The organism is Lactobacillus sp. ESL1191, assembly GCF_058504435.1.
The window spans coordinates 529,731-544,528 of the sequence record NZ_CP196365.1 but is presented as its reverse complement, the minus strand read 5'-3'; the positions used below and the strand labels follow the sequence as shown (position 1 = coordinate 544,528).

15 protein-coding genes and 1 other RNA gene are annotated in these 14,798 nt (G+C 41.3%); 1 reads left to right on the top strand and 15 read right to left on the bottom strand.

All coding sequences use genetic code 11. From position 1 onward, the window contains the following. Positions 1 to 25: 25 nt before the first annotated feature. From ACSYSN_RS02920 to glpK, 4 genes are all read right to left on the bottom strand, one after another. Positions 26 to 421: an SdpI family protein gene (locus ACSYSN_RS02920; RefSeq protein WP_491712687.1), complete on the bottom strand. Its 396-nt coding sequence runs from the start codon at positions 419 to 421 to the stop codon at positions 26 to 28. Between the two features lie 20 nt (positions 422 to 441). Continuing rightward, entirely contained in the window at positions 442 to 1,410 is a 969-nt protein-coding gene (gene manA / locus ACSYSN_RS02915; RefSeq protein ID WP_491712686.1) for a mannose-6-phosphate isomerase, class I, read from the bottom strand. Positions 1,411 to 1,596: 186 nt separating this feature from the next. Next, the gene (locus tag ACSYSN_RS02910; protein WP_491712685.1) at positions 1,597 to 3,339 is read right to left on the bottom strand and encodes an FAD-dependent oxidoreductase; all 1,743 of its coding nucleotides are present in this window, start codon (positions 3,337 to 3,339) and stop codon (positions 1,597 to 1,599) included. A gap of 36 nt (positions 3,340 to 3,375) precedes the next feature. Next, complete coding sequence (gene glpK, locus ACSYSN_RS02905; RefSeq protein ID WP_491712684.1) at positions 3,376 to 4,887, bottom strand: glycerol kinase GlpK; 1,512 nt, start codon at positions 4,885 to 4,887, stop codon at positions 3,376 to 3,378. 126 nt (positions 4,888 to 5,013) lie between these two features. On the opposite strand from glpK, the gene ACSYSN_RS02900 reads away from it, so the two are divergent. Next, complete coding sequence (locus ACSYSN_RS02900; RefSeq protein ID WP_491712683.1) at positions 5,014 to 5,883, top strand: LysR family transcriptional regulator; 870 nt, start codon at positions 5,014 to 5,016, stop codon at positions 5,881 to 5,883. Between the two features lie 164 nt (positions 5,884 to 6,047). Here ACSYSN_RS02900 and ssrA read toward each other — a convergent pair. The 11 genes from ssrA to ACSYSN_RS02845 form a co-directional block, all read right to left on the bottom strand. Then, positions 6,048 to 6,415, bottom strand: a transfer-messenger RNA (tmRNA) gene (ssrA, locus tag ACSYSN_RS02895). Positions 6,416 to 6,492: 77 nt separating this feature from the next. Next, positions 6,493 to 7,302 (bottom strand): Cof-type HAD-IIB family hydrolase, encoded by an 810-nt coding sequence (locus ACSYSN_RS02890; protein WP_491712682.1) that lies wholly within the window; start codon positions 7,300 to 7,302, stop codon positions 6,493 to 6,495. Continuing rightward, complete coding sequence (locus ACSYSN_RS02885; protein WP_491712681.1) at positions 7,299 to 7,766, bottom strand: HIT family protein; 468 nt, start codon at positions 7,764 to 7,766, stop codon at positions 7,299 to 7,301. The genes ACSYSN_RS02890 and ACSYSN_RS02885 overlap by 4 nt, the downstream gene beginning before the upstream one ends. Before the next feature lie 106 nt (positions 7,767 to 7,872). After that, positions 7,873 to 9,057 carry an acetate/propionate family kinase gene (locus ACSYSN_RS02880; RefSeq protein WP_491712680.1) on the bottom strand — a complete coding sequence of 395 codons (1,185 nt, stop codon included), beginning with the start codon at positions 9,055 to 9,057 and terminating at the stop codon, positions 7,873 to 7,875. Positions 9,058 to 9,099: 42 nt separating this feature from the next. Continuing rightward, entirely contained in the window at positions 9,100 to 10,101 is a 1,002-nt protein-coding gene (locus ACSYSN_RS02875) for a class I SAM-dependent methyltransferase (RefSeq protein WP_491712679.1), read from the bottom strand. 168 nt (positions 10,102 to 10,269) lie between these two features. Further along, positions 10,270 to 10,845, bottom strand: coding sequence for a competence type IV pilus minor pilin ComGF (locus tag ACSYSN_RS02870; RefSeq protein WP_491712678.1), 576 nt, complete (start codon positions 10,843 to 10,845; stop codon positions 10,270 to 10,272). Positions 10,846 to 11,030: 185 nt separating this feature from the next. Further along, a complete protein-coding gene (locus ACSYSN_RS02865; RefSeq protein WP_317638023.1) occupies positions 11,031 to 11,357 on the bottom strand; it encodes a Prepilin-type cleavage/methylation protein in 327 nt (108 codons plus the stop codon). An 85-nt stretch (positions 11,358 to 11,442) separates the two neighbouring features. Then, positions 11,443 to 11,787: a competence type IV pilus major pilin ComGC gene (gene comGC, locus ACSYSN_RS02860; RefSeq protein WP_317638022.1), complete on the bottom strand. Its 345-nt coding sequence runs from the start codon at positions 11,785 to 11,787 to the stop codon at positions 11,443 to 11,445. A gap of 12 nt (positions 11,788 to 11,799) precedes the next feature. Beyond that, complete coding sequence (locus ACSYSN_RS02855) at positions 11,800 to 12,804, bottom strand: type II secretion system F family protein (protein ID WP_491712677.1); 1,005 nt, start codon at positions 12,802 to 12,804, stop codon at positions 11,800 to 11,802. After that, a complete protein-coding gene (gene comGA / locus ACSYSN_RS02850) occupies positions 12,770 to 13,744 on the bottom strand; it encodes a competence type IV pilus ATPase ComGA (RefSeq protein WP_317638020.1) in 975 nt (324 codons plus the stop codon). Before comGA ends, ACSYSN_RS02855 begins: the two co-directional genes overlap by 35 nt. A 112-nt stretch (positions 13,745 to 13,856) precedes the next feature. Continuing rightward, positions 13,857 to 14,585 carry a YebC/PmpR family DNA-binding transcriptional regulator gene (locus ACSYSN_RS02845; protein WP_317638018.1) on the bottom strand — a complete coding sequence of 243 codons (729 nt, stop codon included), beginning with the start codon at positions 14,583 to 14,585 and terminating at the stop codon, positions 13,857 to 13,859. Between the last annotated feature and the right edge of the window lie 213 nt (positions 14,586 to 14,798).

The following is a 14,798-nucleotide window of genomic DNA, read 5'->3' as shown; positions in this document are numbered from 1 at the left end:
TTATTGTGTTTTCGTTGTCGTCACTTTACTTATGACCACGAAAGCCCTTTACCCGCTCATGTTTGACCTGATCAGGATCAACATAATCATGTGGAAGTTCGCCGCGATCAAGCAAAAATTTTTTCAGACTTTTTTCTGTAGCAATAATTGGAAAAATAATAAACAGATAAAAAGTCAGCATCCACAAGATGAAATACCGATCCCACTTTAAGAAATGGATTCCAACTCCAAGCAAGAACTGAATTACTCCAAACAAGATAAAATACATCCTAGCCTTTACCTGCGCAAAGTGGTAACTGGTATCGTTAACCCGAGCTAAATATGAAGAGTAGCCATACAATGGATTCGGACTTTTTGAGGGTGAAATGCACCATAAGAGCCCTACCACCACCATAATCGCACCACAAGCAATGTAAATCATTTTTCTCTCCTCTAGGTCAATTAGTCATCACTACCAGGCGTAGAAATAATCATTTCCATTTCACCAGTAAAGGTGAAGTCCTTTAACTGATTAGGAATAATCAAGTTAGTACCAAGCTGTAGGCTATAGTTTTCAGTAGCAGTTTCAAGCTGCCCCTCACCTTTAATAATCGTTACTAGCAAGTAAGGATAATTCTTCAAGCCGGTCGCCCACTTGCCGTTAAGTGCAACCTGCCACAGGGCAAAGTGCGGCGACACGGGAGGCTCAACCAGCGTTTTAATTGTGGCATCTTGCTCTTTTTGCACCTTAACTTCTAACTGGGGATCAACATGTGGCACAGTTGTAACATCAATTGATTTTCGCGTATGGAGTTCACGGGGTTTACCCGTTTTTTGGTCAATTCGGTCGTAGTCATACAGGCGGTATGTAACGTCACTTGACTGCTGGGTTTCAATCACTAAAATACCTTTAGTTAAGGCATGAATTGTGCCCGCAGGAACGTAGACAAAGTCACCAGCTTTGACCGGAACCTTGCGTAGAAGCTGGTCCCACGCACCGCGATTGATCAGTTCAGCGAGCTCAGCGCGGTTTTTGGCTGTATGCCCATAAATCAGGTAAGAGCCGGGATCCGCCTGCAAAACATACCAACTTTCCGTTTTGCCACGATCATGCTCCACTCTGCGAGCATAATCATCATCTGGATGAACCTGGACAGACAGGCTGTCATTAGCGTCAAGAAACTTAACTAGCAGTGGAAACTCTTTACTTTTGGGATTTCCAAAAAGCTCTGGGTATTTTTGGTAAACCGTTCGCAGGCTCTCACCCTTTAAGTTACCGCTACTAACGGTTGAAGCATCATCTTGATACCCAGAAATCACCCAAGCCTCGCCGACTTTACCTGCTGGAATGTCATAGTTAAACAGCGTTTTTAATTTACGACCACCCCAAATTTTGGGTCTAAAGTATGGCGTTAAAAATATCGGTTCCATGAAAATCACCTCTTGTTAAGTTTAACCTTTTACACTCAAAAATTAAAACAGTTTTTGCTATTTCGTATTTGAAAAAGCTGAGCAATAGGCTTTCAATAATGACCACTTCATCCACGTAAAAAGCCCAGCAGTCAATTACTGCTAGACTTTTTGGGGATATAATTTACTACTTTGCTTTTGATAATATTATTTCCGCTGCTTCAACTCCTCCAATCGCGATTCTGCAATCTCTTTGTCCAAATCCTCTGTATATTTTTCCATCTGTACTTGATCCCAGCCATAATAATCGGCCATATGCCTGATGACAGCTACTTTGACTTGATCCAACGTATCATTTTTAAACAGCACGTGATAGGTCCGGCGTAATAGATAGTCAACTGGCGTTAAAGTCATTTCTTCCGCCAGTGAGTAATCAAGCGCCGCCGTTTCACCTAAGCTCAGACCATCAGCTGCCTTGATTTCTTGAGCATGGTGGAATATTTGCTCAGCTTCAGATCCAAAGAGGTTAGCGATTTCTTTTGCATCTTCTGGGCTAATACCAGCTTCAACACCACGTTTAGCAATATTCGCAAGTTCTGCTTCAGCATTGGCAGAATCAAAGTCACCACCTGCAACTTTGATTTTAGCTGAATCTTTAAGTTCAAACTCCTTGTTAAACTGGTCATGTAAAACCGCCCTAATCTTGGCCATTGCACCATTAGCCATGAGGCGATAGTCCGTCAACTTACCTCCAGTTAAGGTAATCAGTCCGTCAGTAGCTTCGGTTAGTGAGCTACCACGCGAAACGGCTGATGGCGCAGACGTACTGTCTGAAACACTGGCTCCAGTGGTTGCATCTGCTGCTGTATTTTCTTCGATTTCCACCTCAATTAAAGGTCGAACACCGGCCCAGCTAGCTTCAATATCATCAATAGTGAGGTGGGCACTCGGGTACTTTTTATTAATGATATTCAGCAAGTAGTCAACATCATGCTGTTCAACCGTTGGATGGGCGTAATCCGCCGTGAAATCCGTATCGGTCGTTCCAATGTAAGTCTTACCTTCTCTAGGAATGGTAAAAATCATCCGTCCGTCAGCTGTTCCTGAGCCAAAATAGGTCGGTTGCGGAACCTGCAGCCGGGACTGATCAACCACTAAGTGAACCCCCTTAGTCGGACGCAACCGCGGCTTCTTGTAAATCGCATCATCTTGCTCACGAACTTGGTCAGACCATGGCCCCGAAGTATTAATTACCACATCGGCATGAACATCGAACTCTGCTCCAGTCAAGTTATCATAAACTCGGACCCCATTCACTCGCTGGTGTTCATCATGCAGAATCTTGATGCTTTTTAGGCGACTAACTGCAATACAGCCAAGTTCATGAGCTTTTTTTACATTTTCTAAAACGAGTCTTGAATCGTTATTTTGATAATCTAAATATACTCCTGCCCCTTGTAAATTCCGCGGGTTTAACTGTGGTTCGCGCTTTAGCACTTCTTCCTTATCAATCGTGTAATTAGCATACTTGGTAAGGGGCGAATCGCCTTCAATCCCTGCCAGGTGATCATATAAGTCCATCGCCACCTTAACCGAAAACATCGTAAAAGTTGTACCAGGTTCGTCATAAATCGGTAAAATCATCGGATCCGGCTGGGTCATATGTGGTGCAATGTGTTGGATAACTGCCCGTTCTTTAACCGTATCTGAAACCACCTGAACATCAAAGGTCTTTAAGTAGCGGATACCACCGTGAACCAACCTTGTAGAACGGGATGAGGTGCCGCCGCCAAAGTCCTGCATGTCAATTATGCCTGTTTTCATTTTAGCAGCACTTGCTTGCAGAGCAATCCCAGCCCCGGTAATTCCACCACCGATAATCAACAAATCTAACTTTTCATTTTTTAAACGATTTATTTCTTCGTTACGGGTCGTAATTGAAAAGGCCATCTTAACTATCTCTTTCTTTAAATTAATGCTATTATTTTATTTTTGATAAGGCTTGTAAGAAAAACTTTGCGCTGCCTTGACGGCTGACTTCCAGCCCTCATACAAGTGGTCGCGTTCTTGACCACTCATCTGCGGTTTGAAAATTTTACCTGCCTTTTGGATTTTCTTGATATCATCCATATCCTGCCAGAAGCCAATCGCTAACCCAGCTAAAAAAGCGGCCCCCAAAGCAGTGGTTTCTAAATTGGCAGCACGCTCAATTTCGATACCCAAAATATCAGCTTGAAACTGCATTAAGTAATCATTGTTTGCAGCGCCACCATCAACTTTGAGCTTAGGAATTTTAATATTCGTATCTTTATACATCGTATCGATTACATCTCGGCTCTGATAGCCGAGCGATTGCAACGTTGCTTTGACAAAGTCGTCGCTTGAAGTGCCTCGTGAAAGGCCAAAAACAGCCCCTCGCACGTTTGAATCCCAGTAAGGTGCACCCAAACCCGTAAAAGCAGGCACCACAAAGACCTCATTATTATCTTTTGAGCGTCTCGCGGCTTCCTCAGACTGCGGTGCATCGTCAATCAGCCCCAACTGATCACGCAACCATTGTATTGCTGAACCAGCAACGTAAATACTCCCCTCTAAGGCGTAATTAACCTTGCCATTAATGCCATAGGCGACTGTCGTTAACAAATTATTGTGAGAGAACTGCGGCTTTTCTCCTGTGTTCATCACCGTAAACGCACCAGTACCATAGGTATTTTTGATCATACCTGGTTCAAAGGCTAGTTGACCAAAGAGTGCAGCCTGTTGGTCACCAGCGATCCCAGCGATTGGGACTTGGCTACCATAGAAATGATATTCAGCCGTGCTACCATAAACTTCTGAGTTGGTTTTGATTTCGGGTAACATGGCACGTGGAATGTTCAACAGCTTAAGAATGTCATCATCCCAGTCTAGCTTAGTAATGTTAAAAAGCATTGTCCGGCTAGCATTAGAATAATCAGTAACATGAACCTTACCACCGGTTAGTTTCCATACCAACCAAGAATCAATCGTTCCAAACAGCAATTCACCATTTTCTGCTCGTTTTTGAGCGCCCGGAACCTGATCCAGAATCCACCTGATCTTGGTTGCCGAAAAGTAGGCATCTGGAATCAACCCAGTTTTTTCATGAATCATCTTTTGATAACCATCAGCAATTAACCGGTCTGCCAATTCTGCGGTTTGACGTGACTGCCAAACAATTGCATGGTAAATCGGTAGACCAGTCTTTTTATCCCAAATAACCGTGGTCTCGCGCTGATTGGTAATTCCAATTGCTGCTATTTGATCGGGCTTAATGCCAGAATTGATAAAAGAATTAGCAATCGTTGATAATACTGAATTCCAAATTTCATTGGCGTCATGCTCTACCCAACCAGGTTTAGGAAAATATTGGTTAAACTCTTTGCGTGAGTCAATTGCCTTTTTACCAGAATGGTCCAAAATGATTGCACGCGTACTAGTCGTACCCTCGTCAATCGCCAAAATATATTTTTCAGCCATCTATATCTCCTTTTTGCTAGTATTAATATTTCTACATAGATAATTTTACCCTCGCTTTTTAGTAAGCGCTAACATATAATGATAATAACTTATTAGGTAAAGTTATAAGCAAAAGGATACGGTACTATGAAATATAGCTTACTAACAGTTAAATACTTTGTCGATGTGGTCGAAACCCAGGGCTTCACGCCCGCCGCTAAAAGAAATTTTGTCTCTCAAACCGCCATTAGTAACGCTATCAAAAATCTGGAAAAAGAGTTAAAGGTTCAGTTAATTGATCGCTCTACTTCACACTTTAAGGTTACGATTGCGGGGGTCAATCTCTACCATTATGCAGTTCCCCTGTTGAAGCAATACTATGCATTTACTCAAAAAGTTAGCGGGCTTAACAATACCCACAACATTATGCGGATTCACTATCTACGAGGCTTCAGCTACTGGACCATTCAGCTTGCCCGCGCCCTCAAAAGAACTCATCCCAGTATCCAACTACAACTCGACACCGAAAAATTTTCAGGGAGTATTCCTAAACTTGATAGCGGTGACTTTGATGTCCTGATAAGTTTTTCTACGGCAGTCAGCAAAATCAAAAGTATTCACCGTCAAAAAATTGGCACCGCCAATTTCGGTGTCTTGCTCAACCAAGGCCTGCTTAATGCACACGGCAAAATCAAGAAACAGGCTATTGCCCAGCAACCCCTGTTTTTACAAAAATGGTCCGCTACCGATAGTAACGATGTCCAAAGAAAAATCAAAAATATTCTGCATGACTTAAAAATTGACTACCGACACGTGATCTATCAAGACAGTTTCGATGCCGCTTTGACTAACGTTTTTTTGGGACAAGGCATGGCAATTTTCCCAAAAGAAGTGCCAATTCCGGAAACTTATGCCGGCCAAGTCACCTACCTACCTGACCTCCCCTCGTTAAAATACGATGTAGTAGCTATTTACAAAAATCCCGCAGTCGGTGATCTTTTAAGTAAGAGCAGATAAAGTGTAAAGTAGCCTGGGTAAATTTGCTTTTTGGCCGTGCTTCTGAGTCAAATAGTGAGCGCATCCGGCAATATAAGGACACTTTGAATCTTTAATTATTTTTTTCGAACTTTTTTATCAAAAAAGCCTGATAAACGTTAATCTATCAAGCTTTTTATTTTTATATATGGAGATGAGGGGAATTGAACCCCTGTCCAGACGCATTCCGTCACTGACCTCTACGATCATAGTTATACTATTTGAACTTCACTAGTCCAAAACGCCATATAACAGGGCTAGTATGGACTAGCTAACCTGGAATGACTCTTTTTAACTATTCAGATGAGGTAGTTAAACGTAACTCACTAAGTTGATACTTGAAGCCAGACGTGAGTAATCTGGCAAGAAGCAACGCATGCGCCTAAATTAGGCAGCTAATGCGTAAGAATTTTCTTTATTTGCAGTTAGAAAAAACTGTGACGTTTTTACGTAGACGTGACCTACGAACCGCAGTCAATGCGAATCTACGCCTGTCGAATCCCAAAACATCCCCTTAGGATTCACTCATTATAGCATATTGGACTCCCATTTACTATCAAACTACGCTATTGCGCCCATTTTGCTGGGTGATTATTTAAAAACAAACTCATTAAACGCCTGTTCAATACCATCAGCATCATTTGACGAAGTAACATAGTCAGCGTGTTCCTTGGCCAGGTCAGAACCATTACCCATTACAACAGCAGTACCAGCAAAATTAAACATGGGAATGTCGTTACGCTCATCACCGATTACCATAACATCGCTCGGAACAAGACCCAGTTTGGCAGTTAAAAAATTTAGTGCCGCACCCTTATCAACGTTTTTATGCATTACTTCCAAAAAGTTATCAGCTGCACGAACAACATAATTCTCTGCTCCAAACTGCCTAATGACATCATTCTCAATGTCATCAAGTTTTTTTTGTTCGTCACCAAAAACCGCCTTGATTATTTGATTATCCTTCGTAAGTTCTTTAGTAGCTCTCACTAAAATGCCAGCACTGTTTTCCCAAGCCTGAACCACAGTAATCCGGCCAACGTGATGATTACTTGTAATAATCCGACTATTAGCATCGACAAAGTTAAAGGCCACATCATGGCGCTGGGAATATTGTTCAATCTCTAGGGCCGTGGTAAAACTGAGCCCTGACTTCTTTAACACTTTACCTGTCACTGATTCAATGACGGATCCATTAAAGGTAATGACATATTGATCATCTGCCACAATGTTTAACTCTTGCAAGAAGTGCTTAACTCCAGCCAAGGGGCGACCAGAGCACAAGACCACTTTAACCTGCTGTTCTACCGCCTGCTTAATCGTCCTTTTGGTCGATTCCAATAATTTACCTTGACTATTTAATAAAGTGTCATCCACATCAATTGCTACTAGTTTAATCATTCACTTTTTTCCTCTACTTCTCTCTTCAATTCTTCAGCTATTGCCTGTCTAATCTCTCCGTGCTTTTTGTCATCATACTGATATTTCACAGCTGTCCAAAAGCAGGGCTCGTATAACCAAACCGGCCTAGTCAGCCTTTCCGCTGTTTCAGTTTTATACCGCGGAAAAACGTGTGCGTGCAAAAAATGATCCGTGTTACCTAAAATATCGTAATTAATTCTTTCCGCCCGGCACGCTTTTAATATTGCATCACCAAGCAAGCTCATATCATTTAAAAATTCTACTCTTTCTTTAAGTTTCAAGTCATTTAAAGAAGCGACGTGTCTTTTAGGCAATAACACGCAATAACCCGGCAAAAACTGGGTATCGCCCATAACAACATAGCCACCCGCTAACTCAGTTATCACCATTGGATTGGTCCCTGCAATGGCAGAACCGATCCGATCTACTTGCCATTCTTTCATAAGTTTTTCCATATCCTCCGATATTGGTCTTCTTAAATAATAGCAAAAATTAACCAAAAAAACCGCTAAGAATTTCACTTAACGGTTTTTTTATTCATGCAGATTTTTAGTTTAAATGGGCCAAGCGCACAACATCTCGTTCAATCATTAATTCCTCATCAGTCGGAATAATCATTGCTTTGATCTGAGAATCAGCTTTAGAAACAAATTTCTCTCCATTTGTCTGGTTGGCCTCAAGATCGGGTTTAAGACCCATAAATTCAAATGACTTCATGATTTTTTCTCGTACACCAGCATCATGTTCGCCTACTCCAGCAGTGAAGACAATGGCATCAACACCTTCCATTTCAACAATGTAGGCACCTACATACTGTCTAACCCGATTAACAAAAATGTCACGTGCTAAATCTGCTTTTTGACTAGCATTATTCTCCAAGTCACGCATATCTGAAGAAATTTCTGAAATTCCTAATAAACCAGACTTGTCGTTCAAAATTTCAATCATTTGATTAATATCAATCTTTTCCTTGTTCATAATGTATTGCAGAACAGAGGGGTCAACGTCACCTGACCGAGTACCCATGGTAACTCCAGCAATCGGGGTAAAGCCCATCGAGGTGTCGTAAGACTTACCACCCTTAACGGCAGTAACTGAAGCGCCTGAACCCAAGTGACAAACAACCAGCTTGAGGTCCTTAGCATCCTTTCCAAGCATTTCCGCGGCCCGACCAACAATGTAACGCACCGAGGTGCCATGAGCACCATATTTTCGGATACCATACTTTTCGTAGTACTTGTAAGGAATTGAATACATATAGTGCACTGGATCTAATGTTTGATGGAATGAAGTATCAAACACACCAACTTCTGGAACATCTGGCAATAGCTTCATGAAAGCTTCAATGCCCTTACCTTGAGCTGGATTATGAAGCGGCGCATATTCTTTCAAATCATAAATTTTTTGTAATTTATCCCGGTCAATCAGCGCAGAGTCAGTAAAATCTTCGCCGCCAGCAACGATTCGGTGACCAATACCGACAATTTCGTTAAGGTCTTCAATTACTTTATATTCTTTCAGCGCCTTGAGCAATAAGTTAACCGCGGTCTCCTGGTCGGGAATAGCCACTTCTTCGGAGTGCTTCTCACCATTTGCCAGTTCAATTTCAAAAGATGAACCAGTGATTCCCACCCGGTCTGCCATGCCTTCGGCCAGTACTTGCTCCTCTGGAATAGCAAATAGCTTATATTTAAAAGAAGAACTCCCCGAGTTAATTGCTAAAACTTTTTTCATAAATTAGATTCCTCCATACACATCATTTCAACTTTTCACAAACTAATTAATGTTTTTAGTATACCACTCATTTAGTTTAACATTAAGTTTTATTAGGTTTTCTTCCCTTTTGATGGAGTCTAACTTTGTGAGCAAAACTTCACTACTTTTAACGTTTTCACCATGATTTTGAAAGATCAAAATAGACTTTTGATTGGCTTTATTTTGAAACATCCTGTCTGGCAGCTCAATAATTGACCGCAAAAAAACTTTTTCAGACAACCAGGGCATGAAATCACTTCCGCCCTTACCGGATAACATTGATTGCGGAGCAACCAAAAAAGCATACCCTGCCGCCTTCAGATTATTAATAATTTGCTCGACGAACAGGTAGTGCGCAAATGAATGGCCTTTTTCAGCTCGCGTTGCATACTTTTCTGCATTCTCGTCGATTGGGTAATAGCCAATCGGCAGATCACTGACGACCACATCTGGATGACCAAATAGCCACGGTGTTAGTGCATCCTGACAATATAACTCAATCTCGATCCGGTTCAAATGTGCACCAACATCAGCCAAGTTGAGCATTTCTTCATCATTATCAATTCCGCGTAGTTGGTAGTCTAGCTTGGAATGATTAGCATTTTTTAGTTGGTTGATTACAGCAAACAATAAGTTGCCCGTTCCAATGGCAGGATCAACCACTTCAAGCCTTTGGTCAGGCAATAGTTTTTTCATAAACATTGCCACCAAGGTGGAAACAATCGGCGGCGTAGGCAGCTGATTATTGTCTAACCCATCTTCATTAACGGCCTTAAGCGTCAGATAAGTATAAACTTGCACTTTCATCTTTTGCGTAAGGTCATCATAGTGCAAGTCGGCATACTTCTGGCCTAGCTTACTAACCGTATCTTTGTCTGGTGCGCTCATCTCCACCTTGATTCTGCCTTGTTCCAGGTTATCAAAGGTTTCAGTAAGAGCCTCGCTAAAGGATACATTTAGAGTATCTTGCAAGCAGGTGACACAATCTAAAAATTCACTAAACAGTTCTTCAATTCTCTTCATTGCTTTTACCCCTATCTTTTAAACATTTTAATAGAAAGGAAGTAATAAGTACAAGAAAATCAATTGTTAAGCAGGTATTCGATTAACAAAAAATCGTTTTGCATGCTGTCACGATAGACTTCTTGATAGAACTGCACAAAAATCAGGCAAGTTGAGAGCACTAAGACGCTACTTAATAGTGCGCTTGCTTTCAGCTTTATTCTTTTTAGGCTCATCTTTGGTTTTCTCCTTTGGTTTGGCATCCAATTTAAAGTAAATTTCTGATTTTCGTTTGTCTTTTTCAGTAACTGTGATCTTAATCTGTCGTTCTCGGCTCTCAAAAGAGGCAGTCCTAACACCAAGTAGAAGTGGCATGTGCCCACCTTCTGGGGTGGTCACACGAATCATATTTTTATAGAAAGTTAAAACGTAAATTTTTTTCTTGCCCTTTTGATCGATTTTAACCAGAGCGGCCTGCCTGGAGTTCGACTCCTTAGTTAAAACATAAGCCATGTTTTTATCTTCATTTACGAAGCGGTTAAACTGCACATATGCAAAAACTAGGTCGTCTGTCTTGTGCGTTGCTCGATCAGCACTAGCTATGCTCTTTAATAAACCCTGCAACAGCAAAACAACCAGCAATGTTACTAAAACTGAAAACACCGCTCCAGCTACCATAAAGCCACTATTTTTTGACGCAATAAGTTTCTTTTTCAGTTGTATCATAAATACACTTTGTCCCCCGCAGTTGATAGACATGGTCATGAACCTTGATTTCAGACAAGTCATTTTTTATCATTATATGCCATGCATAGGTCCGATCCGTTTTTAGTTCAACCTGCCGCTCTATTGCTCTGCTTTCGCCCACAACCAGTGCCAATAGAGAGACCGCTATCACAGCTATCATCAGGGCTGTCATACTTTCTGCCAACAAAAAGCCTTTTAACTTATTAAGTACTATCAATTGCTCTTCCCCACGTCATTTGTAGCTTTACCTTTTGCCGATAGCGCTGATTAGTAATCACAATCGTATGCGGTGGCATTGAACCACTCGCAGATATTCTCAGACTGGATAAGTTATGAATTTCTATTTTTTGATTAATCTTGATTACCCGGGAGTAACCATTACCAATAATCGTGATCTTTTTTGAATCCGGATAGTATCTGATTACCGCAGCCTTATGCCGGATAGTTGAAATTCTAGCTGCCTGCTCAAGTGAACTCTTAAGCTGTCTAGTTGTATTATTCAAAACTAATTTTTCGTTATAAGTAGTCAACTGCATCGCTCCTAGCCCCAGGAGACTAAGTGCAATGGCCAGGGTAATTACCATCTCTAAAACTGTAAAAGCTCTCAGCTTTACCCTAGTTCTTTTCAACCACACCGTTATTTACCCGATAATTCTTAGCCTTTTCTAATTGTCGTTTAGTTAAGTAACCGTCATCAAACATGTTTTTGAAGCTGATTTCTTTACTGTTACGGTCCTTGTCATCTTCATAAAGATTAACCTGCGTCTGCAAGGTAGTCTTAAAGGCATCACTTGTTTTGTCATTTGCGCCCTGCTTCTGCTTCATTAAGTTCGGTGCAATAACCAGCAAAAGCATAACAATAATAGCAACCACTACAACCATCTCAATCAGCGTAAAGCCTTGAGCTTTTCTAGTTTTAGCAATAATGTTAAGCAGATACTTTTTCATTTTCTTTTTCATCTTAAAAACCTCCTAAATACTTTGCATCATGGTATACATTGGCAATAGTACCTTTAAATACATCCCAATCACCCCTAAGCCAATTAAGATAAAACAAAATGGCTGGACATTAATAATTAATTTTTCAATTTTACCTGTTAAATCGGCAAAAAGTGTCTGGCCTAGAAGCAGGCAACGGCTACCTAAATCATTCTTTTTCGAACCAGTCTGAAGTAGCAGTAACAACTCATTGGGTAGAAAGGCTTCTTTCTCAACTATTTCTTTCAAGCCCTTGCCAGCGGCCAGCTGTTCACCCACCTTAGCCCCAATAAATTGTTGCAACGACCCGGCTTCTTGCCGCATAGCATACTCACACATTTTTTGTAGTGAAAAACCACTTGAAATGAGCATCGCCACATCATAAACCAACAAGTACTTAACATAGAGCTGGACGAGCGGGCCGACAAGCGGATAATGCGCTAATTTAGACAAAGATCGGTAGTCCTGTTTTTTAAGTAGATTTAGGACCTGCACCAAGTAGTAAACAAAGAACAAACCCAAGCCCAGTAAGCCAACCAGCAAAATGTCCCCCGTATGTTCGCCCGCTTCAGTGAACTGGCTTGAGACAAAAGTTTGCATAAACAATAACAAGCAGATCATCATCCCTGTCAAAACTAGGGGATACGATAACTCTGTCTTGAGTTTTTTAATCTGTTCGTTTTTTAAGCGGTCGAGCGTAGCCAGTTGCTCCAGGCACTCGGACAAGCTCCCCTGTTCCATTGCCAGGTCAATCTGAGCAGCCACTGTTTTAGAAAAGCCCAATCTAAGCAGTTCCTTGCCTAGACTTGTCCCCGTCTGAATTCCTTCGCTGAATCTATTAATTAAGTTCTGCCGCTCAGGCCATAGGATTGGCATTAACTCAAGGCTGGCATTCAGGGAAAAGCCATTGGACAGGCTATTTTGCAGGTAATCTAGAAAATTCAACCGTTCCTGACTCGTCAACTTATCCTGCTTTGAATTGATCAAATACTTCCGCACTAATTTCACCCCTTTCTTTCAAACCAACTAAGTGTTTGGTCCATTCAACGTGATTACCGCGTTTTTTTTGGGCAATTTTACTTTGTAAAACTGCCCCACTAGCAATATCCATCAAACAGGAGAAGCCCCCGGCAGTTGGCAACAAACGCTGGTAGCAAACAGCTGTCAAACAATTACTTAGCTCATTTGTATTGATCTTTAAGCTCTCCAAACGTGAAATAGTCTGCAGCGTGCTTTTGGCATGAACCGTTGCAAACACCAGATGACCGCTCAAGGCGGCATCAACAGCCAACCGGGCCGTTGATGCGTTTCTAATCTCACCGATGATTAAAATATCTGGGCGATGGCGTAATGCTGCTTCCAGTAGACTAGTGTAGGTAATGCCGGCTTCCAGATTAACTTGTGTCTGTAAAAAAGCCTCCTCATTAATTTCAACCGGATCTTCAATTGTCATTACCATCTGCCTCTGACCAACATACTTGGCCAATTTATACATGGTCGTGGTCTTGCCGGAGCCGGTTGGCCCACTGGTAACAACTAGGCCACGTTTTTGGGACAGGTCTTTCAATTGCTCAATCTGTTCGGTAAAGAAATAACTACCATCATTTACCTGATAAATAATCCTGATTACCAAGGATTCACAATCAGTAAAATCACCAATGCTTGATAAGCGTAAGTAATACTTGACTTGTTGATATTCATATTCAAATGCGCCAACTTGGGGGCGCCGGTGCTCAGCAATGTCCATCTGTGCGGCAAACTTCAAAAAGTTAATAATTTCTCGACCTTCATTGAACCCAAAGGTGGTCTGGTTAGTAATTCCGCTGATAGTACGAAACTTAACCATAATCTGCTGATGCTGCACTAAGAAAAAAATATCACTGGTATGGACCTTAATTGCATTTTCAATTAAGCTGTTGACCACTTCTTTAATTCGCATAAAAGCCTCCTTTTTTACCTGCACTATTAGTTACGCATAAAAGGGCTAATTTTTTTAATAAACACAAAAAAAATCACCCAAGTAATTGGGTGATTTGGGTAATTTGAATTATTTAGTCTTCGTCAGCTGCTGCCGTGTAGACATTTTGAATGTCTTCATCATCTTCTAAGGCTTCAACTAAGTTATTAAACTGGTCTTGCTTTTCTTCTGGAACTGCCATCGTATTTTCTGGAATCATCGTTAACTCAGCGTTTGCTAACTTATATCCCGCCTTGACCAGGGCATCGCGAACTTGCGCAAATTGTTTTGGATCAGTGTAGATTTCAAAGGCATCATCACTGGTCTGCAAGTCATCGCCACCGGCGTCCATCACGTCTAGCAGCATCTGGTCTTCATCAGCATCTGTGGTTGACCGGTCAATCACAATGTAACCCTTACGGTTGAACATATAGGCAACCGATCCGCTGGCACCAAGTGAACCACCATTACGGGTAAAGGCAACACGTACTGAAGAGGCGGTCCGATTTTTGTTATCAGTTAAAGCTTCAACAAAGATGGCAACACCTCCTGGCGCATAGCCTTCATAAGTAATTTCATCATAATGCTCATCTGAATTTCCTTCAGCCTTTTTAAGAGCACGATCAATATTGGTCTTGGGCATGTTGTTGGCATGGGCCTTGTCCATTACCATTCGTAAGTTTGGATTCCCAGAAGGGTCAGGACCACCGTTTTTTGCAGCCATGTATATTTCACGAGATAACTTTTGAAAAATTTTACCTCTTTTTGCGTCTTGCGCATTCTTGCGGCCTTGAATATTGTGCCATTTTGAATGTCCTGACATAAGAATCCTTCTTTCTTTCATTAAGATATTATCGTTATCATCTTACCGCACGGCCGCATAAAATTCAATACTAGCCCTTGTTAAAGAAATCACTGCCAGAAGCAAAAATCAAGGCCAACTTTTTTCTAAACTATTTCTGTCTTTGCTCTAGTCAACTTCTGCGTTAATTAGTAGAATATAAAAGTTAATAATTTTTAGAAGGGACGAATTTTA